Consider the following 25,917-nt stretch of genomic DNA (forward strand, 5'->3'; position numbering starts at 1 on the left):
GGTCATATCTCCTGCGTTCTACTGCACGGTAACCGGAACGGTACGAACGGTGCCCTGGCTACTGCGGATGGTCGCCGACGGTGTGGCTGTCGGAATCACCGTGGTGCTATTGCTCACCGTCAACCGCCAGCGTCCGGTCAGCGGTACCGTGGTGGAGCCCAGGGTGACCAGCCCGGTAGGGGTGGTGACCTGCACGGTGATGGTGTTGCCAGTCGTCACCGACGAGGTACCGGAGAGATCCCAGTTGTAGCGGTTGTTGGAACGCGCGGTGACGGTCGCGGCGGTGATGGCGAAGGTTTCTGCCGCCGGTCTTGGCGATACCTGCACGGTGACGATTGCCGGTGCCGACAGGGCGCCGAAGCTGTCTCGGGCGATGTAGGTAAAGGAGGCGGTGAACGCCGCAGTCACGTTTGCCGGTGGGGTGTAGGTGACCTGGGTTCCGCCGTTGCTGACAGTGCCTTGGCCGGGGCCGGGTTGAGTCACTGAGTCAACCGCAAGAGGAACGTTGCCATCCGGATCGCTGTCGTTGAGCAAGACGTTGATCGGCAGGGCGACACCCAATGTAGCGGCGGTGTCATTGACGACGACGGGTGCGCGGTTCGGCGCAACGTTGATGGTTACCGTGGTGATCTCCGATTTCAGTCCTTTGCTGTCTTGGGCACGGTAGGTAAAGGTGACGGTCATTGGCGCCTCGACCACCGGTGGCGGGGTGTACTGCACTGAGGTACTGCCGTTGAGTGCGACGGTGCCTTGACCGGCGATTGGTTGAGTAAGGTCGGTGATGGTCAGCGGTACGTTGCCGTCCGGATCGCTGTCGTTGGCCAGCAGGTTCAAGGTCAATGCAACGCCGAAGCTAGTGCTGCCCTGGTCCGCTTGCGCCACGGGTGCCTGGTTTTCTGCTTCGACCGGGGCGTTGCCAACAATCACTACCGGTTCGGTATCACTGCCGCCGGCAGCAGATTTAATCGTGACAGTCGCCGGAGGTTGGCTCAGGTCATTGACCGTGAGGGTTTTCAGAACGCCAGACCCGGACATCCGCCCGTACCCTTGGGCAACCAGGTCAGGAACCCTGATTTCGTCACTGGAACTGGCCTCGATCCGCAGGCGTTTGTTGGCCCAGTCGTACCGTGCAGAGGTCACCTTGACCACGTCGGTAAGTTTGCGCGACAGCGCAGTGGGTCGTTTCACGCCGGTTGGATCGGTGGCTGTGATCACGATCACCGGTGGCGGGGCACTGTTGCTGTAATGGTTGGCGAAGAACAATCCGCTTTTGTCTGTCAGCAAGTCGAACTGGCAAGGTGACGGCGGAGTGCCTGGCACCAGAGCAAGGCTTTCGCGGAAGCACAAGGTGGCGGTGTTCGGTGCCTTGGCGAAAACTTCTACCCGGGTACCGTCAGCAGTACGTCGGTAAGTGGCACGCTCCAGCTCTGCAGCCACCTGGCTGCGCGCATCGAGGACCTTGCCGGAAACGGTAAAGAGATCGGTACGGATGGTTCCAGCGGGGCCCTTGATCTCTATGTAGTTGGTGTTGAATGGGCTACCGGTGACCTGTTCAGTGATGTTTGGGTCGCCTATAAAGGTCTCGCTGGCGGAGGTGTCCGGGTTGATTTCAGTGTAGGGACCACCGACACCGCGTAGGAATGGGCCAATTGCGCCTTTGAGCACGCCACTGAACACTCCGGGTGCACCGATGCCGACATCACGGGTGATGTTGATCGCCCTGCGTCCCGGTGTGGTGACGTTTACCGTTTCGACGCCGTAGGGGTGAGTGATGACATAGGTACCGGCCTGAGGCACCGAGACCCGCAGACGGATACGCGCGAAGCTCTGTTGGTCGCCATCGATCGGGTTCTCGCTGGCAAATGCTGCTTCGATGCCGGCGACATAGACATCCAGTTCATAGCCGCTGTTGCCTACCGCTGGAATCGATGTTTCAGCCAGGTACCAGAACATCTCTGGTGGCCAGTTGTCCGGAAACACCAGAGGCAGGGCATCATCGTAGATGCCAGGCTCAGGCAGCAGGGTACACATGTAGGCAGGCGGTACCGAAACGCCGACGCGTGAGCTTGTGGCCCTCGATTGGCACAGCTCCATCGACAGGTCATTGTTGTCCTGGTACCACATCGGGTAACGCCCGGTGGCCAGCGTGTAGGGGCCCGGATCGACTGCTTTGAGGCCGGCCCAGGCGGTGCCAGCCAGCGAGAGGGAAAGCCCGGCTGCGCAAAGCGCCAGGCGTGGCCAGTTATTCATGCTGCCTCCTGCTACGGGACGTGGCGTAAAGATGTTCATGGCACGAGCACCACTTCTTCGCTGTCGCTACCACCGTTGCCACTGGTCACGGTGACCACGGCCGGCGGGATCGGCGAGAGCCCGGTGATGAGAGTCTTGACCGCGCCAGTGCCGCTCATGGTGCCGATGACTGCTCCATTGCCGGTGAAGGCGTTGAGCACCGTCGTTTCGGTTTCATCACTGGTAGATGCGACCAGGGTCAGGTCGCCAGAGGCCAGGCTGAATTCGGCGCGCTGGATGACAACCAGGTCGGTGAGCGGCATCTTCAGGGTGGTCGGTGTGCTGCTGGGGATCGCCAACTGATTGTTGGCAGTCACCAGCAGATCCACTGGCAGACTTGGGTTGAGTGGCGATTGTGCGTACCAGGCACCAGTGGTGTTGGCTTCGGTAAGGTTCAAATTAGGCGTTTGGCTGGTCAGGGCCGCGGTGCCGGGCGGTGGTGGGGCTTGCACGAAGATATCTTGTTGGGCGCGCAGGTCTCCGTTGTCGCTATGACGCGAATAAGTGCTGCGCTGTGCAATGACAGGGGTTGGCCGGACAACGTTGGAGAGCTTGCCCGAGACCGCGAACAAGGTGGTCCGCAGGTCCAGACCATTTGGGCCTTCGATACGTACGAAGTTGGTATTGAATGGGCTTCCGGTGACCGCTTCATTGAGATTTGGGTCGCCGATGAAGCGCTCACTGGCACCCGAGATGGGGTTGGTCTCGGTGTAGGGACCACCGACCCCGCGCAGAAACGGGCCGACATCACCTTTGAGTGCGCCGGTATAGGACTTCTGGCCGCCAATACCAATGTCGCGGGTCATATTGATCGCGCGCCGCCCGGCTGCTGGCACATCGAACACCTCGACACCGTATGGGTGGGTGATGATGTAGGTACCGGCTGTTGGAACATCGACGCGGATCCGCACCCGGGCAAAGCTGACCTGGTCACCATCGACCACTTCATCGGCGGCAAAAGCCGCCTCGACGGCTGTACCGAAGCTCAAGTCGATCCCGCGGTTGGCATCGACGATGGCTGCGTCTGCGGTAAACCAGAATGTTTCATCGGGGTAGTTGGTTGGAAAGCTGATCGGCTTGGTGTCATCGTACACGCCGGGTGCCGGGTTCAAGATGCACATGTACGAGGGCGCCCCTGGAGCCCCGGCTACCCGCGAACTGACCGCCGTGGTCAGGCACAGGTCGAGTACCCGACCGTGGGTGTCGTGATACCACGCAGCGAATCCACCGGTGGCCGGCAGGTAAGGGCCAGGGTCAACTTCGAACAGCGCGGCGTGGGCCGGCGCCTGGATCAGGCCAGCCAGAATCAGCAGTGCCAGTGGGTGGGGTGTTGGACGGTGCATGAGTCTTCCCTCTTGCAATCGGGCCCATGGGTTTGGGTCGTCTGCACAGGGTTCGGCAACTTCCATACCAGTTTTCAGAAACCCTTGCGGAGTCTGCCCTGGAGGGGGATTTTCGGGTTGGAGGCAGCGTGCGTGGGCGGGGCCGATGCCCCAGGGTTGGGGGTAATTGGGGGCGCAGGCGGGGCAATCGAAGTTAACTGGGCTATAACCTAAGAAGCCCTTTGCCAGGAGTTCGTGATGGACCTGCAATCACGTCTGGATTCATTGCCGCAGCAAGAAACCGTCCCCACTCAGGCAACGAGCCCCCGGCCTTTCAATTTGCTGCGCTGGTACGCCTTTGTGAGCCTGGCAATTATCCTTTCCGTGGCGGTAGGACTGGGACTGATCTCCAGTCGTTTCGTTATCAACGAAAGTGTCGAGCGCGATGCACTGCTGACCGCGCAGTTCATCCAGTCCATTGCCTCGGCAGAAGTGCGTCATGTGTCGATCCCCAATGTACGCACCATGGGTGAGTTGCTTGATCCGCGACAGGACCAGAACTTCCCCGAGGTCAATCCGGTGGCGCGTCGCGATGCCCGCGGCGAGTTTCTCGACCACATCGCGCACCTGCCGGACATGCTTCTGGCCAACATCTATGCGCCGGATCGCACGGTGATCTGGTCCAGTAACCCGGCGCTGGTTGGACGGCTGATCGAGTCGGACGATGACCTGGACCATGCCTTCGACAACAAGGTCCGGGTTTCGGCCAGCTACCACAACGTCGATCAGGCCCGCAGCGAGCAGAAGTTCATTACCCCGCCGGAAAATTTGTTCATCGAGAACTACATTCCGCTGTTCGATGCCGACAACGAAAACGTCACAGCGATGGTCGAAATATACAAAGAGCCGCGCGACCTTATCGATCGTATTCAGTACGGCCTGCTGATGATCTGGCTGGCTGTGGCGGTGGGCGCGACGCTGGTGTATGGCGGCTTGTACTGGCTGATGTTCCATGCAAACCGTCATTTGGCGCGCCAGCAAAAGCGTCTGATCAACAACGAAACCTTTGTCGCGCTGGGAGAGATGTCTTCAGCAGTGGCGCACAGTTTGCGTAATCCCCTTGCCAGCATCCGTTCCAGCGCCGAACTGGCGCAGGAGATCGAGGAAGGCCCGGCGCAAAAATACATTGGCGACATCATCAGCCAGGTCGATCGCATGTCGCAATGGGTTCGCCAGTTGCTGCAGTCGTTGCGCCCCCTCAATGATGAGGTCGAAGCGGTTGAGCTGGAGCGGGTGCTGCAGGACAGCTTGCAGGCATTCAGCCTGCAACTGAAACGCAACGGTGTTGAGGTACGCCTCGATCCCCTCGCCAATGTTCGCGTACTGAGCCAATCAGTGTTGCTCGGGCAGATTTTCAATAGCCTGATTGCCAACGCGCTGGAGGCGATGAGCGAGGGCGGAATATTGCGCGTCGAACTGGTTCATCACAACCGCAAGACTGTGACATTACGTCTGTGTGACAGTGGCAAGGGCATGAGTAGCGATCAACTGCGCATGGCCTTCAGGCCGTTCTACACCACCAAGCAGGGAGGGCTGGGAGTGGGACTGGTACTGGTCAAGCGGATCATGGAGCGCTTTGGCGGTACGGTGCGCTTGAGCAGTCGCGAAGGCAAGGGCACCTGCGTGCAAATGAGCTTTCGCGTGGTGCGTAAATCAGCGGGGGTTTGAGCGAATTTTTCGGGGGTTGGCAGGCCCAATAATGGGGGGGATTTCCCCGCGCATAGTCAATATCTTGTGAGTAGATGATGTAACTCATTGATAAAGAGTATGTACATATCTTGAAACAGTTTTGGCTGGGTAATTGCAAATCGACATTACCGGTAGCCAACACTGGGTGAAAGATCATGTTCAAACGCGTTCAATACCCCTTCTGCCTGAGCGCAGCTTTGGCGCTACTACTCGTCGCTGAAGCCTCTGCCAGTCCAATTGACGACGTTGACCCGCCGGAGCCGGGAGATCCGTCGGCGTTTAGCGATGTACCTGCCAATCCGGCAGCTGCCTTGAATAATCTGCTGACGCTTCCCGAGGCGAATGTCGGGGCGTTCGACCTGCCGGATGGTGTAGAGGGCGATCGAGACACGCCTCGGCAGGAAAATCCGCGGCCACCTGCCCAGCAGACATCATTCAATTACCCCACCAATGGCGCGCCAAGCCCGATGTTTGGCGCAGCGCCTTTTAGCCAACAGTTGTTGTTGTTCGAAGAATTTGGACCGACCCGCCTGGACCCTACCGCCCCTGCCGATTTGTTGGTGTTTCCTGCGCCGACCACCGGCCCTGCGCCGCAGCAGGACCCTGTCAGCGTTGCCCGTAGCGCTCCCAATGGTGCATTGCTTGATGCCTTTCTCAAGCAACCTGGACTGACACCATTTCCCAGTCAGTTCGCCAACGTGGTAGACCGCAACCCGTGGCAAACGCAGATCGAGATGTTCCTTAACCGTCATATTGGCGCACCTGCCGAAGGGCGGCCACCTGGAAAAGGCTGGTCGCACCAGCGCTGGAACGAGTTCTACCCGCAAGCCGCCTACAAGACAGCCCAGGCCGGTGCGCGAATCAATGGTGGCGTGCGCGATGCCACTCAGATGCATCACTACAGTGTTGGCGAGTTTGCCCCGGGTGGGTTGTATTACAACACTGCCGGGCAGGCCAATACCCTCGGTACCACCAAGGGCGTCGATACGCGTTTTCACCCCAACATGCCGTTGCAGGATCACAAGTCGATGTGGACCTTTGACGGCACGCTGCCTGCGAAGCTGCTGATGGTGCGTTACGGTCAGCCGCTGCTGATGCGTCACTACAACGCACTGCCGATTGATCCTGCGGCCAACCATGGTTTTGGCCTGCACACCATCAGTACCCATGAGCACAACGGTCACTCTCCCGCAGAAAGCGACGGCTATGCCAACGCCTTCTTCTTTCCCGGGCAGTTCTATGATTATCGCTGGCCGCTGCAATTGGCCGGATACGACAGTATCAATACCCGTGCCGAAGACCCACGCGCGGCATTCCCTTGCACACCGGGGGAAAAGCTTTGGGTCAATGACGCCGAGCCTGGGCTGAAAACTTGCGACAACGGCAGTATCCGCATTCGTGGCGACTGGCGCGAAACCATGAGTACTCATTGGTTCCACGACCATATGCTCGATTTCACCGCGCAGAATGTCTACAAGGGCAACGCGGCGATGATGAACTACTACAGCGCACTGGATCGTGGCAATGAAGCCTTTGCTGACGGTGTGAACTTGCGTCTGCCCAGTGGTTCGGCGTTGTCCTGGGGCAATCGCGACTATGACGTCAACCTGCTGATCGCCGACAAGGCCTGGGGCCAGGATGGCCAATTGTGGTTCAACCCGTTCAACACCGATGGCTTCCTGGGCGACCAGGTGCTGGTCAACTGGCAGTACAAACCCTTCCTCGATGTGCGTGCTCGCAGCTATCGCCTGCGCATCCTCAATGGTTCGGTTTCGCGCTACTTCAAACTGGCAATGGTGCGCGAAATCAAGGGCAGCGGCGGCGAGTTTGCCGGCCCCAAAGGCTCGGGTCTGTCTTATGCGCGGGTGCCGTTCCACATGATTGCCAACGACGGCAACATCATGGAGCACTCGGTGCCCTTCGACGGCAGCATGGACCTGGACGGTGACGGTAACCGCAACAATCACAACGCGATTTTGCCCACCCAGGGCATTGCCGAGCGTTTCGACATTATCGTCAACTTTGCCAGGAACGGTATCAAACCGGGTGACAAGTTGTACCTGATCAACCTCAAGGCCCACGACACCGGCAAAGGGCCCAAGGAAGATATCGATCTTGCCGATGTGCTTTCGCAGAAGTACCTGGCAGTCATCAAGCAGACCAGCAAAGGCCCGCAATGGGACAAGGGTGACCCGGCGGTGGGCAAAGTCCTGCAATTTAACGTCAAGGCCTACAGCGGCCAGGACCTGGCCATGGACCCGGCAGACTATGAACCAGCCAAACCGGGCAAGGCCGAAGGCAAGGTGATGATTGCGCTCAAGCTGCACCGTGACAACCCCGCCGATCAGGCGCGCCTGGCCCAGGCTCGCCACCGGACATTCATTTTCGGTCGATCCGATGGGACCGACCAGGTGCCGTGGACCATCAAGACGGACGGCGGCCTGGGCTACAACATGGACCCGCGTCGGCTCAATGCCTCGCCACAATTGGCAACCGGCCCCACCGATGCGGGATTCAGCGGCGCAGGAACCCTGGAAGTGTGGAAGATCCAGAACGGTGGCAATGGTTGGAGCCATCCGGTGCATGTGCACTTCGAGGAAGGCATCATCCTCAGTCGCGGCGGCAAAGCGCCACCGGAATGGGAAAAATGGGCGCGCAAGGACGTCTACCGCATCGGCAACGAGAGTGACGGCCTGGATAACGTCGAGATGGCGATCAACTTTCGCGAGTTCGCCGGTACCTACATGGAGCACTGTCACAACACCCAACATGAGGACAACTCGATGTTGCTGCGTTGGGACATTGATCACCCAGGCCAACTGCAGTTGATGCCAACGCCATTGCCCAGTTGGGACGGCGTGCAGTACATCAACTCTGCCGCGCTGCCCACCTGGCGCAGCGGGGATGGCAAGGGGCCGCAGGTGAAGATCAACAAGTAGCCCTTGGCCAATGGCGAACGAGGTGTGAATCATGCGGCGACTTTCAATCTGGTTCGGCGCAGCACTGCTGTGCTGCGCCCTCCAGGGGCTGGCTGAGGATGCCACCCCTTGGGGGGCGGATTACTTTCCCAACACGCTCCTGACCGACCAGGATGGTCGGCAGGTGCGCTTTTTCGATGATTTGATCAAGGGCAAGGTGGTGGTGGTCAACTTCATCTTCACCGGTTGTGGCGACTCGTGCCCATTGGAAACTGCGCGCTTGCGCCAGGTTCAGCAACTGCTGGGCGAACGCGTGGGTAGCGATGTGTTTTTCTACTCCATCAGTATCGATCCGCTCAGTGACACCCCGCAGGTGCTCAAGGCTTACGCAGAGCGATTCAAAGTCGGCCGCGGGTGGCGCTTTCTGACCGGTGACAAGGAGCAGATCGATGCTTTGCGCCGGCGTCTGGGGTTGTTTATCGAAGGGGTGGACAACGGCCGCAGTCGCGACCACAACCTGAGTCTGATTGTTGGCAACCAGGCCACCGGTCGCTGGATGAAGGCCTCGCCATTCGAAAACCCCTGGATTCTTGCCGACCAGTTGGCCAACAGCCTGCAGAACTGGAAGGCGCCCAGTAGCGAGCAGAGTTACGTCCAGGCACCGGACATACGCCCGCCCAGCAGCGGCGAAGAGTTGTTCCGGACCCGTTGCGCCGCTTGCCACAGTGTTGGCCCTGAAGATGGGCAGGGCGTTGGTATGCGCAATGTTGGTCCGGATCTTCTGGGCGTAACCCAGCGACGTGATCGCGCCTGGCTCAGTCGCTGGATACGCGAACCAGATCGCATGCTGGCAGAGCGTGATGCCCTGGCGCTGACCCTGTTCGAACAGTTCAATCGGGTGGCCATGCCGAACTTGCGCCTGTCCTCGGACAACACTGACAGTGTTCTGGAGTTTCTCGAGCAGGAAGCTCGGCGCCAGGGCGTGTTTGAACAAGCCCAAGCGCTAGACGACGAGGCGGCTATCGCCCAATAGAGGCAAAATACTATCAGTGAGCAGCGGATCATTAGAATTGATTTGAAACACCAGAGCCTGACTGGGCTATACATTTAAAAAAAAACAGCCCGCCAGGAAATATCAATGCAGGTGCTGAATAAGAAACAGGCCGATGAGGGCCAGCAGTTCCATGCGTCACCTGATCGGAGCTTGCGCGACTTCAATTTGTTGCGCTGGTTTTCCGTGGTCAGCCTATTGATTATCACTGCCGTGGCGGTTGGCCTGGGCTATGTCTCGACGCGCTTTGTGGTCAATGACAGCGTTGAGCGGGATGCCATGCTCACCGCCCAGTTCATCCAGGCCATGGCCAAGGCAGAAGTGCGCCATTCGCGTATTCCGCCGGGCACAACCATGGCGCAGTTGTTGGATCCGCGCCTGGACAACCAGCATCCGGGAATCAGTCCTGACCTGGTGGCCTCCACCCGTATCGAATTTCTCGACCACGTCGAGCATCTGCCCGATACCTTGCTGACCAACGTCTATGCCCTTGATCGCACGATTGTCTGGTCCACCAATGCGCAGCTGGTTGGACGCAAGATCGAAGGCGATGATGACCTCGATGAATCATTCAATTCGCAAGTGCCCGTCTCGGCCAGCTACCACAAGGCCAACGAAGACCGCGATGAACAGAAATTCCTGCGCGAGCCGCAGTACCTGTTCATTGAAAACTACATTCCAATGTTCGACGAAAGCGGTACGCAGGTGCTGTCGATGGTCGAGGTTTACAAGGAGCCGCAGGATTTGGTTCGGCGTATCCAGCGCGGCTATGTATTGATCTGGACGTCGACGCTGCTGGGCGGCGCGTTGATCTACTTTGGCCTGTTCTGGATCGTTCGCCGCGCTGCCAGCCTCCTGCGCGCCCAGCAGAGCAAACTGGTGGCCAGTGAAACCTTCGGCGCCCTCGGCGAAATGTCTTCGGCGGTGGCGCACAGCTTGCGTAACCCGCTGGCAACTATCCGCTCCAGCGCCGAGTTGGCGCAGGAAGTGGCCAGCCAACATTCGCAAAAGAATATCGGCGACATCATTAGCCAGGTCGACCGTATGTCGCGTTGGGTGCGCGAGTTGCTGGTGTCATTGCAGCCGTTGAAGGACGATGCCGAAGCCGTCGACCTGGTCGCGGCAGTTGAAGACACCTGCAGCACTTTTGCCTCTCAGACCGAGCGCAACAAGGTGCAGCTTCAGGTGGATACACCGGCATCGGCCCTGGTGATTAGCCAGCCGGTGTTGCTTACGCAGATTCTCAACAGTCTTTTCTCCAACGCCTTGGAGGCGATGCCCGGTGGTGGCCGGCTTACCTTGCACGTGCGTGAGCTGACTGATGAGGGCAAGATCCAGCTAGTCTTGAGCGATACCGGCAAGGGCATGAGCCAGCAGCAGGAACGGATGGTGTTCAAGCCTTTTTTCACCACCAAGCAAGGCGGCCTTGGCGTAGGGCTGGTGTTGGTCAAACGAATAATGGAGCGTTTCGGCGGCGCGGTCAGTCTGACCAGCCGCGAAGAGGAAGGAACCCGCGTAAGCCTGACTTTCAATGTTGCAGCGGGAGGGGATCATGGAGCACAGCATCCTGGTGGTGGAGGATGATGAAATCCTCGCAGAAAATATCCAGACCTATCTAGAGCGAAAAGGGTTTGAGGTCACCGTTTGCCATAGTGCCGAGCAGGCGCTGGAGCAGTTGGCTCAGTGCCAGCCCGACGCAGTGTTGACCGACAACTCGCTGCCGGGCATGAGTGGCCATGAGCTGATCAAGGCCTTGGCCGTGCGTGCGCCGGAGCTCAAAGTGATCATGATGACCGGCTACGGCAATGTCGAAGATGCCGTACTGGCAATGAAAGAGGGCGCGTTTCACTACCTGACCAAGCCGGTGGTACTGGCCGAGCTCAAGCTGATGCTCGACAAGGCGCTAGCGGCCGAGCGCATGGAACGCACGCTGTCGTTCTACCAGGAGCGCGAGGCGCACAAGTCCGGAGGACAGTCACTGATTGGTGAGTCGCCGGCCATGCTGAGCCTCAAGCATACCCTGACGCAATTGCTCGATGCCGAGCGGCGCATGGCCAGCGGGGACTTGCCGCCGGTGTTGGTCGAGGGGGAAACCGGCACGGGTAAGGAGCTGGTGGCTCGGGCCCTGCATTATGATGGCGCGCGAAGCAAAGGGCCGTTTATCGAGTTCAACTGTGCCTCGATTCCAGCCAACCTGCTGGAGGCAGAGCTCTTTGGGCACGAAAAGGGTGCGTTCACTGATGCCAAGGATCGCAGGGTCGGCTTGGTGGAGGCGGCCGATGGCGGCACGCTGTTTCTTGATGAAATCGGTGAAATGGACCTGCTGCTGCAGGCCAAACTGTTGAAACTGCTCGAGGACCGCACCATTCGCCGTATCGGTGCGGTGAAGGAGCGCAAGGTCGATCTGCGGATCATCAGTGCCACCAACTGCAACCTGGAGCAGATGGTGCAACAGGGCAAGTTTCGCCGTGACCTGTTTTTTCGCCTGCGCATTATTTCGATCAAGGTGCCCAGGCTGTATGCCCGGGGTGAAGATATCTTGTTGCTGGCCCGGCATTTCCTAAGTTTGCATGGTAAACGCTATGGCAAGACCCACCTTCATTTCAGTCCTGAGGCTGAAGAGTTGCTGCTCAACTACAGCTGGCCGGGCAACGTGCGGGAGTTGCGTAATATGCTTGAGCAGACGGTGTTGCTTGCGCCTGTCGAAGAGATTGCTCCGCACCAGCTTAATGTGTGCATGAGTTTGGTTGATGAGCCTTTTGAAATGCCGGCACCGGCTTTTCATGAAAGTCATGGCAATGGTGAGTCTGCGATTTCTACCAGTTTGCCGGAGGTAGAGCGGGAAATGGTGCGTAAGATGCTCGACCGCACCGATTGGAACGTGACGAAGTCGGCTCGGCTTTTGGGGCTGAGTCGCGATATGTTGCGCTACCGTATCGAGAAGCTTGGCCTGAGCCGGCCGGACAAGCGGCAGTGGTGAGGGTGTATGGGGCCACCCGATTTTGCCATATCCAATGGCGATGGTGGCGTTGAGTCACCTTTGCGCCCTTACGGCGCCTTACTTTGGCAGTCGACCCAAAGTAAGCAAAGGGCTTGCTGCCCCACCAGGGGCCCTACGCTGCGCTTCGGGTCCCCTCGCTACGGTGTCGCTACAGGGCATTGCGATCTACGCGTTGCAAGCAACACTACGATTCGCAACTTCGGCCAAGCCGAAGGCGCTGCGCGCTAGCCCTTTCGCAACACCTTCACTCGGCCCTTCTGGTTAACGGGGCGGGGGTGGAGCAAGATCAAGATCAAGATCTCGATCTACAGGATTATTCAGCATTTAGGCCCATCTGCCAGAAGTCTGCTTCCAGGCGCGAGGCTTGGGCGAATACTTTGACCAGGTCCTCGAAGCGTCGTTCTGTCATTGTTCTTGAGGCAAGGTCGTCCAGGTGGGCGCGCGCTGCGCTGGCGACATGCTGGTATCCCGCGCCAGCATATTCGCCAATCCAGTCCCGGTAAGGGTGATCGGTCAGGGCTTCGATACCCTCGGGTGTCAGGTTGCGGCCTATTTCGGCATAGCCGATGACGCACGGTGCCAACGCCACATGTAGGTCAAGCAGGTCTCCGGCGGCTCCACAGTCCAGCACGAAGCGGGTGTAGGCGACGGTCGCTTGATGCTCGGGGGTAGCCGCCAGGTCTTCGGGGGAGAGCCCCCAACGCTCGCATAAGCGTACATGCAGTTCGGTTTCATCAAGGATCGCTGCCAGGCCCGCCTGCGCCGCGCGGATGTCGGCCAGGGTGCGGCTTTTGTAGGCCGCGAGCGCCCACGAGCGGGCAAACTGGATCAGGAACAGATAGTCCTGGACCAGGTATTTGCGAAACGCCGGCTGCGCCAGGGTGCCAGCACCCATCTGGCGAACGAAGTCGTGGTCTACATAGCTGTTCCAGTCAGCCGCGGCTGCCTGTTTCAGGCGGTCGAAGATATCCATGGTTTATCCCTTTAGGTCGTAGGCGGCGTCGAAGAATGCGTGCTCCAAGGCAACGGCGCGAAGGAAGAAGTCTGTGCTGATCGGCGCTTGTGCCGGTCCGACACGGTCCAGTTCGGCACGTAGGAAGGCGACGAAGCTCTGGAAGTCCGGGTTGTTATGCAGGGTTATCCATTCGGCATGTTCGAAGCGCGGCGGCAGTTGCTTCGGCGCGCGCAACGCCCAGTCCAGGTACAGGCCTTCAGCAACGTTGAGCACAGCCAGGGCGGCGGCATAGGAGCGGGTCGCCGCCGCTTCGCGCATGATCGCTTTGAAACCTGCGGTGGGCACGGCGTCGGGTGCTTGCTGGCGCTGCGCTTGTGTCACACCGAGGGCCTCGAACGCGCGCAGGAAGTAGGTGTTCTCTTCGCCGCAAATAACCCCGGTGAAACGCCCCAGGCGAATGCGCGCCTCGAAGGTATCGGCACTGGCAATCGCGGCGCCGAGCAAGGTCAGGAAAGCATCGATGAAGCGGTGATCCTGGATCAGGTAGTTGATCAGCACTGCATCGTCGAGGGTGCCATCGAGCAGTTCGTTGACGAAGCGGTGCTCGACAGATTGCGTCCAGCTCGGCTCGCTCTGGCGGCGAAGGGTGTCGGTGAAGCGTTCGGTCATGGTACTGGCCTCAAAGATGACAACAGTGAGACCGGCAGAAAGGCAGGTTGGCAATCCCCATCCCTTCGCCGGCATTATCCGGATCAGGTTCGAAGGGTCACCGCGCTGCAGGTGTCAGCGGTTTCTCAGCCTGTTGCCAGGCTCCCCTTGGTGGCCGAATCTATACAGCAAGCAGGCAGGATTGTCACGTTTGCCACTAATGAATGCTGGAGGCCAATTCGAAGATCGGCATGTACATCAGAATAACGATCAGGCCGATCAACAAGCCGATGAAGGTCATCAGCAAGGGCTCGAACAGACGCACGAACCATTCGACCCAACGGCTGATTTCTTCATCGTAGAAATCGGCGCTGCGTTCCATCATCTGCCCTAGGTTGCCTGATTGTTCGCCGGCTCTGAGCAAGCGCAGGGATACCGGCGTGACCAGTTGCCCGGCTTCGAGCGCAGCTGACAACGACAGGCCTTCACGTACCCTTTCACATGCAAGTTCCAGCCGCTGTTTGGCGGCAAGGCCAAGCAGGCCGCGGGCCATTTCCATGGCGGTGAGTATGGGGATGCCGCCTTGCAAGAGGATTCCCAGGGAACGGTAGAAACGCGCCAGCTCGTACATCACCAGGCGTCGGTGCAGGGCCGGCAGGCGTTCGAGCTGGCGATTGAGCCAACTTCGTACCCGTGGATCCCGACGCAGCATCAGCAGGCTGGCGATCACACCCACAACACCCAGACCCAAAGGCGCCTGGTGGGCATGCAGGAACATTCCGGCCTGCATCAGCCACCGTGATAGCCAGGGCAGTTCAGTGCCCAGGCCCTCGAACACCAGACTGAAACGCGGCACCACATAGCCCATCAGAAACAGCACCACGCCACCGCCGACGATCAACAGCAACAAGGGGTAGATCGAGGCGCTGACGATTTTCTGCCGCACCTCGTCCATGCGCTGGCGGTAGGCAACGTAGCGCCCCAGGGCATCACCAAGGGCCCCGGTTTTCTCGCTTGATTGCACCAGGGCGATATACAGCGGGGGAAACACACTGGGCAACTGCCCCAACGCCTGGGAAAAGGATTTGCCTTCATACAGCAGGCGTACCAATTCCCCGAGCGTCTTGCGCGCCTGGGGTGGCGATTCTTTTTCGGCCAGGCTTTCCAGGGCATCAATCAACGGCAGGCCAGCGTTGAGCAGGGTGGTCAGCTCCTGGCTGAACAACACCAGGTCGAAGGTTTCCTTGCGACGCCAGCGCATTTTGCCAAAGCGCTCACAGTTGCGCACGCTGACCACCCGCAGGCCTTGTTGCTCAGCCTGCAAACGGGCTTGTCCAGCGTCCTGGGCATCGAGCGTAAGCAGGACCACCCCGGACTTTCCCAATGCCTTGAGCTCGTAGCGCATGTGTCGCTCCTCCGCTTACTGCCAGCTGGTGACTTCGGCGTTTTCACCCTCGCCGCCGGGCTGTCCGTCTTTGCCCATGGAGAGCAGGTCGTACTCACCGTTCTCACCGGGTTGGCGATAGATGTAGTTGCGGCCCCACGGGTCCTGGGGGACTTTTTTCTGCAGGTAGGGGCCTGACCAGCGTGTCTCGTCGCTGGGGGCAGCGACCAGCGCCTGCAGGCCTTGCTCGGAATTGGGGTAATGCCCCACTTCCAGTCGATAGAGATCCAGCGCTTTGCTCAGGCCTTCGATCTGCGCCCGTGCCACCTTGGCCTCAGAACGCCCCAATTGACTGAAGTACTTGGGTGCAACTATGCCCGCGAGCAGCCCCAGTACCACCAATACCACCAGCAGTTCGAGCAGGGTGAATCCCTGTTGCGAGTACTTTTTTTTGTTCATGACAAGGCCCTCCATCGTGCGCCTGCAAGGCCTCATGCAATTGCCGTGCGCGTCTGCTGCAAGCCTTTGCGCTGCGCGGCCGGCAAGGCGGCACAGTGCTTGCGTCAGTAGCCTTGCGCCTCGGCAATCGGGGCATATGCCCCACTTTTCGGGGCCGCAACGGGGAGGGCGGGACCATGTACTGGTTATCTGCAGGAATCTTTGTCTGGCTGACCTGGGTGCTCCCGGTACAAGCCGATATGTACATCTCTATCAAGGCTGACGGCAGCTATGTGCTGTCCAACGTTCACCGCCCTGGCCGCACCTATCAACGGGTCATCAGTGAATCGGCAACTAGCCTGGCCAGCAGCGACCAGGCGCAGATGATCACCGGTATGCCCTATGCCGAGCTGGTCGCGGCGGCGGCTGAAGCCAACGATGTGCCGGCGGCGCTACTGCATGCGGTGATCCAGGCCGAGTCTCGCTACAACCCTAACGCCCGTTCAGCCAGCGGTGCGGTCGGCCTGATGCAGTTGATGCCCGATACCGCCCGGGAACTGGGGGTTACCAATTCGTTGGACCCCGCCTCGAATCTGCAGGGCGGGGCACGCTACCTCAAACGCATGCTGACCCTGTTCGACAACGACATCACCCTGGCAGTGGCCGCCTATAACGCTGGCCCGGATGCGGTGCTACGACGGGGCCGGGTAGTGCCGCCCTATGCCGAGACCCAGAGCTACGTGCCAAAAGTGCTGCGCCAGTACCGTCGGCTGCAGGGGCTGGCTGTGGATGCGCCGCTGTAGGCGCGCTCCCCCGAAATGGGGAATAACGGGGAATACCCCCCAATTGAGATTCATTCAATAGCGTAGGTGGTTGAAATAAAACAATAAAAAACTCTGGCATGAGGTTTGCTCAAGCCTTTTCAGAGTCCACTTGCACCACCAGAGGCACGCCATGATGACTCCGATCAAAGGCTCAGTCCTGACTTCACTGCTGATCACTGCCGCCACCTTGGGTTGGCAGACAGTCAGCGAAGCTGCCGTGCGCTGCGAGCGCAATCTGGTGGCCAACGTAGTGGCGCTCGACCAGCCACTGATGTTCAACCGCCTCGGTGCCCAGAATGCCAACGGCATGATCTTCGCGTTGCGCCGCGATGTGATTGATGAAAACCAAGTCACCCTCGACCAGGGTGGCGCAGCAGTGCCGGGCAAGGTCACGTTGCGCCCGGACAAGCGTCCACGGCCGATTGTGCTGCGGGTGGCGGCCGGTGATTGCCTGACCGTCAATCTGCAGAACCTGCTGGCTTATCAAGCCAACCCCAACAAGCACGGCATCGATCACGAAGAAGAGAACGAAGTCGGGGGCGAGGAGGGCGAGGAAGACGAAGGCGCTGAAGCGCCTGAAGGTGCTGAAAACGAAGTGGTCGATGATCAGGTCACCGACCGCCATGTCGGTTTTCAGGTCAACGGCCTGCAAGCAGTCAACAGTATTGGCGACATCGCCTCCAACACCGGGCGCAACGGCAACTTTCTGGTGGCGCCGGGCAGCAGCCGCAGCTACACCTTGTACGCCGAACGCGAAGGCGTATTTGCCGCCTCCAGCCGTGGTGCCCCGTTTGGTGGGGAGGGTGCCGCAGGCAACGTTGCCAACGGCTTGTTCGGCCAGGTGATCGTAGTCCCCAAAAATGGGCGCACCTACCGTAATACATTGACAGAGGAAGAAATGCGCCTGAGCACGGTTGGCCGGGCGCCGACCGGCCAGCCGATTGTCGATTACAAGGCCCGTTACCCTCAGGCCGAGCCCTGGATCCGTGAAGGCAAGGCCGGCTCGCCGATCATCGCCATGGTCGACGGCAACGAGATTATTTCCAGCGACTCTGACGCGATCGTCATGGGCCCCAATGACGACGGCAGCTTCCCGCCATCCACCTACCCACTGGAGAGCATCGGCAAGCGCAATCCGGCGTTGCCCAACCGTCTGGAGCCTTTCCGTGACTTTGCCTCGCAGTTCACCGATGAAGTTGCAGTGACCCAGGCGTTTCCTGGTTACTGGGCTGACCCGGTAATGGGGCATGTGCTCGAACCTACCCGCGACTCGTTCATGATCAACTACGGGTCCGGCGGCATGGGCGCAGAGGTCATCGCCAACCGCCTGGGCGTGGGACCGATGCATGACTGCCTGTCCTGTGCTTATGAAGAGTTTTTCCTCAGTTCGCACACCGTGGGCGATGTGGCGATGCTGGTGGACGTTCCGGCCAACGTTGGCCTGGAAAACATACGTCCAGGGGAAAAACCTGGTGTCGAACAGGTTGGGGTCAAGGCCACCATGGCGCTGTACCCGGCCGAGCCTTCCAACGTCAACCACAGCTACATCGGCGACTTCGTCAAATTCCGCAACACGCACAACGGCCACGAGCAGCACATTTTCCACCTGCACGGGCATCAGTGGCTGTTCAATCCCAACGACGACAATTCCGATTATGTCGATGCCCAGGGTATCGGCCCCGGTGCCGGCTATACCTATGAAATTGCCAACGGCGGCTCCGGTAACCGCAACCGCGTGGCCGGCGATGCGATCTACCATTGCCACTTCTACCCGCACTTTGCCCAAGGCATGTGGACCATGTGGCGGGTACATGATGTGTTTGAAGAAGGCACTCGCCTGGAGGTTTCCGCACAAAGCGAAACCGGCTATCACAGCGAGCCCTATGCCTTGCGCAGCGGCAAACCGGCCGTTGGGGCACGCGCCTTGCCAGACGGCGAAATCATCGCCGGCACGCCGATCCCTGCTGTTGTGCCGCTGCCAGGTAAAGCCATGGCACCGATGCCGGGTAAGGTGGCAGTTATTCCGAAACTCGCCGAAACCCTGGTCGCCGAGCATGATGACGACGACGAAGAAGAAGAGGGCGATGACGACGCCTCACAGCATTCCAGCGCCCCACGGGCTATCGGCTCGGTCGCCCTGGTGGATCGTGGCTTCGAGAACCGCAACGCCGATGGCAGCCTGAAGAACCCTGGCTACCCCTTCTGGATTGGCGGTATCGAAAGCACCGTGGGCCAGCGTCCACCCACCCCGCCGCTGGACATGCTTGATCCGGCCATGGCGCAGGCGCTGAAAAGTACCGGCAACGCGCTGTGGGCCAACCTTGATCCGGCCCAGGTCGGCGGCTGGGATGGCGGGCTGCCGCGCCATGCGCTTGACGGCATGGCCGCTGGCGGTGAGGCAGAGGTCACCACCACGGCATTGGATTTCTCCAAGCAGATTACCAAGGCCAAGGCGGTGTTCCTGCCCGAAGAGGGCACAGACGTCGAACAAGCCGCGATGAGCTTTCATTCAAAACTGGAGCACCCAAGCTTTGCGGTATTGCCAAGCAATCAGCTGGTTGCGCGCAATTTCCGCACCAATGGCGCTGCCCCCACCGCGGGCGCTCCTTACTACGAACCATGCATGGATGACCGCGCCAAGCGTCTCACTCTGGCCGCTGGCAATGGCGAGTTCAACAGTGGTGAGCGCCTAGACAGCATGACCTTCACCGGCTCCTCGACCTTCACCGCCGATCGCCCGCGTATCTACAAAGGCGCCAATATCCAGTTCGACGCGGTGTACAACAAAGTCGGCTACCACTTCCCGCAGGCGCGCATCATCAGCCTCTGGGAAGACGCCTGGGCGGTGATCAACAAGCAACGCCCACCTGAACCGCTGGTCATGCGCATGAATACCTTCGACTGCGTGATGTACCAGCACACCAACCTGATTCCTTCCTACTACGAGATGGACGACTATCAGGTGCGCACCCCGACCGACGTGATCGGCCAGCATATCCACCTGCCAAAATGGGACCTGACTGCCGCCGATGGCTCGGCCAACGGCTGGAACTACGAAGACGGCATTCTCTCGCCCGGCACCGTGGTCGAGCGTATTAAAGCCATTCGTGAGTACAACAAATGCACCAGCGGCGATCCGCGCGAGGGCAGTGCCGAGTGCCCGGTGGCCAAGGCGCATCCTTACTTTGGACGCTACGGGCGGGCCGACTGGATGGGCGCCCGCACCGCCATGCAGCGCTGGTTCATCGACCCGGTCGTCAACGTTCATAACGTCGACCGTGGCCTGGGCACCATCTTCACTCACGACCACCTTGGCCCATCGACTCACCAGCAACTGGGCCTGTACGCCACCGTACTGGCAGAACCTGCCGGCTCCACCTGGTACCACGCCGAGACAGGCGAGCTGTTGTACAACCCTGCTCTGCGCGAAGATGGCGGGCCGACCTCATGGCAGGCTGTAGTCAAGACCGGTGACCTGGACGGTGATGGTCGCAACGACAGCTACCGCGAGTTCTTCCTTGAGTACAGTGACTTCCAGCATGCCTACGAGGCGGGTGTATATGTAGGTGCCGGACCAGACGGGGTGCCAAATGCCCAGGCATTCCCGGCCACGTCCGACAGTTTCCGCTACGCCATCAACCCACCGGTGCGCAAGGAGGCCGAAGGTCTGCTTGAAGCGGTCACCGAAGCCCGGGGCGGCTTGATGCCGAACTGCCCAAGCCGTCCATGCCCGCAAGCAATTTCGGTCGATGACCCGGGCATGTTCGTCGTCAACTACCGTAACGAGCCATTGGCACTGCGGGTGTTCGACCCCTACAAAGTGGCACCGGACGGCAAGCGCGGGATGCAGGCCGACGGCTTGGCGGGCGACCTGGCGTATGCCATGCAAAGCCGCACTGACCGGGTGATTCCGGCACTCAACCTGGCACCCTCGGCGGTCACCTATGCCGTGGGCCCAACCGGCGGTACTACACTGTTCCCACCGCATGTCAACAAGGGCGGCAGCGAACCGGGCGATCCGTTCACGCCCATGCTGCGTACCTACTCCGGCGACAATGTGCGCCTGCGCATGCACGCCGGTGGCCACGAAGAGGAACACAACGTAACCCTGCATGGCGTCAAATGGCTGCAGAACGGCTCGGGGTTCGGTAACAGCTCCAATTCGGGGTGGAAGGCCTCGCAGATGGTTGGTATCTCCGAACAGTTGGGGTTCATGGCGCCTGTGTCGATGATCTCCAGTTCCTCGGCACCCAACGGTGACTACCTGTATTCCCTGGACGCCTCGCTGGAAGGCTACTGGAATGGCTTGTGGGGCGTCATGCGTAACTACACCAACAGCCGCAGCGATCTGTTTGCCCTGCCCAACAACCCGCAACCAATGGCGGCGCGCAATACCGTGGCATTCGACGGCATCTGCCCACGCTTCACCGCCAACCCCAATGGCATTGGCACCCGGTCAACCGTCAAGCGCAACTACGAGATTGTCGCGGCGCTGGCCAACGACATACTTGGCAATCCGCTGAACCTGAGCATCACCGATCCTGCTGGCGTCGGCCAACATGTCGGCGGGCCGCTCAAGGCCAACGGCGGCACGCTGGTGTACAACTCGCGGCCGGTCAGTATTGCGCAAGTGACAGTGACCGACCCTGAAGATGGCGAGACCTTCACCATTGGCGGTCAGAGCGGTCCGCTGCACGACCCGACTGCCGTGCTCTATGTACGCAAAAGCGACCTCGACCCGATCACCGGCAAGCTCAAGCCCGGTGTGCCGATCGAACCGCTGGTACTGCGCGCCGCCGCTGGTGATTGCCTCAACGTGACGCTGGAGAACCGCCTGCCAATGGTCATGCCGGACCTGGCCAATACCGCTGTGATGCACGGCATGGTCAAACGCAACCGCAATGACAGTGAGGGCTCCACCACCTTCAACAACAACCTGATGCGTCCATCCAGCCATGTTGGGCTGCATGCGCAACTGCTGGCCTACGACATCACCAAGTCCGATGGTGTCAACGTCGGTCTCAATCCGGTGCAGACCGTGCCGCCGCGCACTGGCAGCAGTGGTGCCTATCCGAGCAAGGTCTATCAGTACTACGCCGGGCACCTGGAGCGTGAAGGCAAGCCGGTATCGCAAACCGGGCGTTCGGTCGACAACATCAACACCACTGCAATCGAGTTCGGTGGCTTGAACCTGACTCCTGCGGATGTGATCAAGCAGCCGCAGAAAGGTCTGGTCGGGGCGATGAGTATCCTGCCACAGACAGCGACCTGGACAGAGGATGCTGCCAGCCGCGCCTCGGCCACCGTCCAGGTGCCGGGCCTGAACCCCTATCGCGACTTCACTCTGGTGTTCCAGAAAGCCTTGAATACCCGCTGGGCCAGCGGGCGGCCGGTGGAAGGCATCGCGGCAGAAGGCAACGGTGTGCCAACCGATCCGCAGGACAACTCGAACATGGCCATCAACTACAAGACCGAGCCGTTGTGGTACCGCTTCGGCCTGGCCCCGAATGCGCCGTTCGGGCATGCCGATGGCAATGGTTGGGCGGATGTTCCTAACGCACACATGGCCTACAGCAACGCCCTGGTTGGCGGCGATCCTAAAACCCCAGTGCTCTGGGCCAAGCCTGGGCAGGCCCTGCGCACCCATGTACTGATGCCGACCGGCGGCAGCCGCGGCACTACCTTCCAGCTGGATGGGCACCTGTGGCCACTGCATAACTTCCAGGCGGAGAAATCCGATGTCGGCGGCTATCCGTTGAGCCTACCGGGGATTGGCTCGGTGCGCTTCGGATACAACCCGCAGGCCATGTACATCGGTGCCCAGGAAAGCGTGCTGCCAGCAGCGCACTTCAGCTTCATGGTGCCCAGCGCCGGGGGCAGCAACGCGGTGCCCGGTGACTACCTGTTCCGTGACTACGCTGCCTATGGCAACTCGTCCGGGCTGTGGGGGATTCTGCGGGTAACGGAAGAAGCGCCACCGACTACAGCGCCAGCGCAGTAAAGGGAAGGGGGAGAGGTCATGAACAAGAAAAATCGACCGTTGTACCTGGGGCTGATGGCAGGGTTGACCCTGATTGGCCTGGGGATCAGCTATGAAAGCCTGTGGTGCGACCCGCGTAGCGAGTTGGCCGAGAACGTTCCGGATCCTCAGGCGCTGCACCGTCTGAGTCGCGACGGTGTCACCGTCGAGTTCGAGGCACGGCCATTGGACAAGGGCGGGAAGCTCATCGAAGGCGGCTTTGCCAATGTGCGCTTCAAAATCACCGATCAGAACAGCGGCCAGCCACTGTCGGGCGTGTCGCCCGGCGCCTGGCTCGACCCGGCGCTGACCGGCGATGCCGCCAAGGACCGCAGCAAGAGCTGCAAGGCCCGGGTGGCGCTGTTTCTTAAAAGCAGTATCGGCGCTCGACCCTTGCTGGATCTCAACAGTTATTTCCTGCTGATGCTCAACAAGGATGCAAGCCTGACCGTAATTGACCCTTCGGTTTCCGTTGGCGGGGTCACCAGCACACTGGCCCGTATCGAGTTGCCTGGTATCCCCATGGACTGGGCAGCCAGCAGCAATGACAAACAGGTGTACGTGTCTATCCCCGAGCGCGACGAAATAGCGTTGATCGACACCGAGACCTTCAAGCGCGTGGCTAACATCGATGCAGGCAAGCAGCCCTTGCGGGTTGCCCTGCAGCCGGACCAGCGCCTGCTCTGGGTCGGCAACAACGCCAGCGACCCGCAGCACAGCGGTGTCACCGTGATCGATGTGCCGAGCCGCAAGAACATGAAGTTCTTCGCCACTGGCGCCGGCCATCATGAAATCGCGTTCAGCGCCGATTCACGCTACGTCTTTGTCAGCAACCGCGACAGCGGCACCCTGAGCGTGATCGATGCCAGCGAAATGCGCTTGGTGAAAACTCTCAAGGTCGGCTCACACCCGCTGTCGGTGGCGTATTCGGCGCTGTCCCAGGCGGTCTATGTCGCTGATGGGCGCGACGGCAGTATCAGCGTTATCGATGCCCGCAGTCATCAATTGCGCCACCGCATCGAGGGCAAGCAGGGCCTGGGCCCGATGCGCTTCAGCAGTGACGGGCGCTTCGGCATTGTCCTTAACACACTGGAGAGCGAGGCGCTGGTGATCGACGCCAGTACCGACCAACTGATTCACCGCTTGCCGGTATCGGCAGAACCGTACCAACTGAACTTCACCAAGGCCTATGCGTACATCCGTGGCCTGGCCTCGGCAAAGGTCACCATGATCAACCTGAGCAGTCTTGGTGAGGGTCGTCAGCCGATCATCCAGGGCTTCGAGGCTGGTACTGCTGCGCCGCGCCAGGCGGGTGACTTGCCGCTGGCCCAGGGCCTGACCACGGCGCGCGACGAGAACTCGGTGTTCGTGGTCAACCCGGTGGACAACACCACCTACTTCTACGCCGAAGGCATGAACGCACCGATGTCCGGCTACTCCAATCGCGGTCATAACGCCCGCGCAGCCCTGGTAATCGACCGCAGCCTGCGTGAGGTTGCCCCCGGGGTGTACAGCTCCACCGTCAAGCTGCCTGCTTCCGGCACCTTCGATGTGGCGTTCCTGCTCAACCAGCCGCAGATCATCCACTGCTTCAGTACCGAGGTGGCGGCTTCATCCACCGCGCCGCACCGCCAGACACCGCAGATCGAGTTCATGCTCGACCCTGTGGCGGTGGTGCAGGGCAGCCCGTTCACTGCGCGCTTTCGTATCGTCGAAGGCAACGGCACCCCGCGCAATGGCATCAAGGATCTGAGCGTGCGCTACTTCCTGGCGCCTTCTTCCATGGCCCGCGACAGCCACGTGCATGAGGTCGGCGATGGGGTCTATGAGGCACCTCTGGAGCTGGCCGAAGCCGGGGCCTGGTACTTGCACGTACAGGCGCCCTCCCTGGGCAGTGCCTTTGCCGAGAAAAACTACACCAGCCTGCGGGTGCTGCCCGCCGCGGCTCAACAAGCGTCCGACTCGGATTCAAGGAGTGTGCGATGAAAATGCTTGATCGCTGCAGACTGTTCAGCCTCTGCCTGTTGGCCGCCAGTTGTGGTTTAGCCCAGGCTCATGGAGGCGTCGACCATGGCGGTGCCAATGATCACAGCGGCCATACCGCACCCGAGGCCCACCAGGAAAAAACCTCGGTACGTTTTGCCGATGTGCAGTTGCTCGACCAGAACGGCATGCCGGTGCGTCTGGAGAAGGACCTGGTTGCCGACCGCCTGGTGGTCATGGGCTTTATCTACACCAGTTGCACCACGGTGTGCCCGGTGGTGTCGTCGATCATGGGCAAGGTGCAAAAGCAATTGGGCGGCAGGGTGGGTGAAGAAGTGCAGTTGGTGTCGATCAGTGTCGACCCCCAGCGCGACGACTCCAAACGCTTGCAAGACTACGCCAAGACCTTTCAGGTTGGGCCAGGGTGGAGCTGGCTGACGGGCTCGCCCTATGCCGTCAACGAGACGCTCAAGGGATTGGGCAGCTTCAGTGCCAACCTTGCCGAGCATCCGCCGTTAATCTTGGTCGGTGACGGTCGCACCGGCAAATGGACTCGGTTCTATGGCTTCACCGACCCTGCGCTGCTGGTCAACGAAGTTGATCGTCTCAGCGCTCGGCGTATACATGCCAAACACACTGCTATCGCCCAGGAGGTGCAACCATGAGCACTGCCAGCGCCGGTAGAACCACCATGCGCGGGGTCGATTGGGTAGCCCTGGCGGTGTGCTTGTGGATCTTGAGCTCGGTGGCCTTTGCCCACGAGGGGCACGCGCCGCAAGCCAGCCCCGAGCCCACGCCGACCCCCAGCACCAACGCGGTAACGCCAACGGCTGGCACCCACGATGCCCAGGCGTATTTCACCGACAGCCTGGTACAGGACCAGAACGGTCGCAGCCTGCGCTTCTACAGTGATGTGCTGAAGGATCGGGTGGTGCTGCTCAATGTCATCTTTACCCATTGCAATGATGCCTGCCCGCTGATCACCCGCAAATTGCGCGAGGTGCGCGAGGCGATGGGCGAGGACGCTGCCAGTAAGGTCACGTTCATCTCTTTGAGCAGCGACCCCACCAACGACACCCCGCAGGTGCTCAAGGCATTCGCCGAGAAGCAGGGTGTCGATGGTCCCAACTGGCTGTTCCTCACCGGTGACAAGGCGCAGATGGACCTGGTGCTGATGCGCCTCGGCCACCTGATCCCCAGCCCGGAACAGCATTCCACCCAGTTGATTGCAGGTGACGTGGCCAACAAGCGCTGGAGCAAAATTCGCCCCGATGCGCCGGCCATGGCTATTGCCCAGCGCCTGCAATTGTTGTCGCAACCGCTGGCCGGGCGTTGA

At 60.2% G+C, this 25,917-nt stretch carries 16 protein-coding genes and 1 riboswitch; of the genes, 10 read left to right on the forward strand and 6 right to left on the reverse strand.

Going from position 1 to position 25,917, the window contains the following annotated elements:
* Nucleotides 1-18: 18 nt before the first annotated feature.
* Both H8F21_RS05680 and H8F21_RS05685 read right to left on the reverse strand, forming a co-directional pair.
* Nucleotides 19-2,250: an Ig-like domain-containing protein gene (locus tag H8F21_RS05680; protein WP_203584138.1), complete on the reverse strand. Its 2,232-nt coding sequence runs from the start codon at nucleotides 2,248-2,250 to the stop codon at nucleotides 19-21.
* Between the two features lie 35 nt (nucleotides 2,251-2,285).
* Nucleotides 2,286-3,632, reverse strand: coding sequence for a hypothetical protein (locus H8F21_RS05685; protein WP_136476569.1), 1,347 nt, complete (start codon nucleotides 3,630-3,632; stop codon nucleotides 2,286-2,288).
* Between the two features lie 237 nt (nucleotides 3,633-3,869).
* On the opposite strand from H8F21_RS05685, the gene H8F21_RS05690 reads away from it, so the two are divergent.
* From H8F21_RS05690 to H8F21_RS05710, 5 genes are all read left to right on the forward strand, one after another.
* Entirely contained in the window at nucleotides 3,870-5,339 is a 1,470-nt protein-coding gene (locus H8F21_RS05690) for a sensor histidine kinase (RefSeq protein ID WP_203482489.1), read from the forward strand.
* Nucleotides 5,340-5,515: 176 nt separating this feature from the next.
* A complete protein-coding gene (locus H8F21_RS05695) occupies nucleotides 5,516-8,299 on the forward strand; it encodes a multicopper oxidase domain-containing protein (protein ID WP_136476565.1) in 2,784 nt (927 codons plus the stop codon).
* A gap of 31 nt (nucleotides 8,300-8,330) precedes the next feature.
* Nucleotides 8,331-9,311, forward strand: coding sequence for an SCO family protein (locus H8F21_RS05700; protein WP_203584139.1), 981 nt, complete (start codon nucleotides 8,331-8,333; stop codon nucleotides 9,309-9,311).
* 105 nt (nucleotides 9,312-9,416) lie between these two features.
* Entirely contained in the window at nucleotides 9,417-10,913 is a 1,497-nt protein-coding gene (locus H8F21_RS05705; protein WP_203482477.1) for a sensor histidine kinase, read from the forward strand.
* A complete protein-coding gene (locus tag H8F21_RS05710; protein WP_203482474.1) occupies nucleotides 10,882-12,309 on the forward strand; it encodes a sigma-54-dependent transcriptional regulator in 1,428 nt (475 codons plus the stop codon). Before H8F21_RS05705 ends, H8F21_RS05710 begins: the two co-directional genes overlap by 32 nt.
* A gap of 334 nt (nucleotides 12,310-12,643) precedes the next feature.
* Here H8F21_RS05710 and H8F21_RS05715 read toward each other — a convergent pair whose 3' ends face one another.
* The 4 genes from H8F21_RS05715 to gspG all read right to left on the reverse strand — a co-directional run bounded on the left by H8F21_RS05715 (nucleotide 12,644) and on the right by gspG (nucleotide 15,776).
* A complete protein-coding gene (locus tag H8F21_RS05715; protein WP_203482472.1) occupies nucleotides 12,644-13,303 on the reverse strand; it encodes a TenA family protein in 660 nt (219 codons plus the stop codon).
* Nucleotides 13,304-13,306: 3 nt separating this feature from the next.
* Nucleotides 13,307-13,954, reverse strand: coding sequence for a TenA family protein (locus H8F21_RS05720; protein WP_203482470.1), 648 nt, complete (start codon nucleotides 13,952-13,954; stop codon nucleotides 13,307-13,309).
* Nucleotides 13,955-13,997: 43 nt separating this feature from the next.
* Nucleotides 13,998-14,112, reverse strand: a riboswitch (TPP riboswitch).
* A 38-nt stretch (nucleotides 14,113-14,150) separates the two neighbouring features.
* Nucleotides 14,151-15,338: a type II secretion system F family protein gene (locus H8F21_RS05725; RefSeq protein ID WP_203584140.1), complete on the reverse strand. Its 1,188-nt coding sequence runs from the start codon at nucleotides 15,336-15,338 to the stop codon at nucleotides 14,151-14,153.
* Nucleotides 15,339-15,353: 15 nt separating this feature from the next.
* Nucleotides 15,354-15,776 (reverse strand): type II secretion system major pseudopilin GspG, encoded by a 423-nt coding sequence (gene gspG, locus H8F21_RS05730; protein ID WP_136476550.1) that lies wholly within the window; start codon nucleotides 15,774-15,776, stop codon nucleotides 15,354-15,356.
* Between the two features lie 176 nt (nucleotides 15,777-15,952).
* On the opposite strand from gspG, the gene H8F21_RS05735 reads away from it, so the two are divergent.
* From H8F21_RS05735 to H8F21_RS05755, 5 genes are all read left to right on the forward strand, one after another.
* A complete protein-coding gene (locus H8F21_RS05735) occupies nucleotides 15,953-16,558 on the forward strand; it encodes a lytic transglycosylase domain-containing protein (RefSeq protein WP_136476548.1) in 606 nt (201 codons plus the stop codon).
* A 151-nt stretch (nucleotides 16,559-16,709) separates the two neighbouring features.
* A complete protein-coding gene (gene mnxG / locus H8F21_RS05740; RefSeq protein ID WP_203482466.1) occupies nucleotides 16,710-22,580 on the forward strand; it encodes a manganese-oxidizing multicopper oxidase MnxG in 5,871 nt (1,956 codons plus the stop codon).
* A gap of 18 nt (nucleotides 22,581-22,598) precedes the next feature.
* Nucleotides 22,599-24,584: a cytochrome D1 domain-containing protein gene (locus H8F21_RS05745; protein WP_203482464.1), complete on the forward strand. Its 1,986-nt coding sequence runs from the start codon at nucleotides 22,599-22,601 to the stop codon at nucleotides 24,582-24,584.
* Nucleotides 24,581-25,246: an SCO family protein gene (locus tag H8F21_RS05750; RefSeq protein ID WP_203482462.1), complete on the forward strand. Its 666-nt coding sequence runs from the start codon at nucleotides 24,581-24,583 to the stop codon at nucleotides 25,244-25,246. Before H8F21_RS05745 ends, H8F21_RS05750 begins: the two co-directional genes overlap by 4 nt.
* A complete protein-coding gene (locus H8F21_RS05755; protein ID WP_203482460.1) occupies nucleotides 25,243-25,917 on the forward strand; it encodes an SCO family protein in 675 nt (224 codons plus the stop codon). The genes H8F21_RS05750 and H8F21_RS05755 overlap by 4 nt, the downstream gene beginning before the upstream one ends.

This window comes from Pseudomonas arcuscaelestis, assembly GCF_016881005.1.
Classification (GTDB): domain Bacteria; phylum Pseudomonadota; class Gammaproteobacteria; order Pseudomonadales; family Pseudomonadaceae; genus Aquipseudomonas; species Aquipseudomonas arcuscaelestis.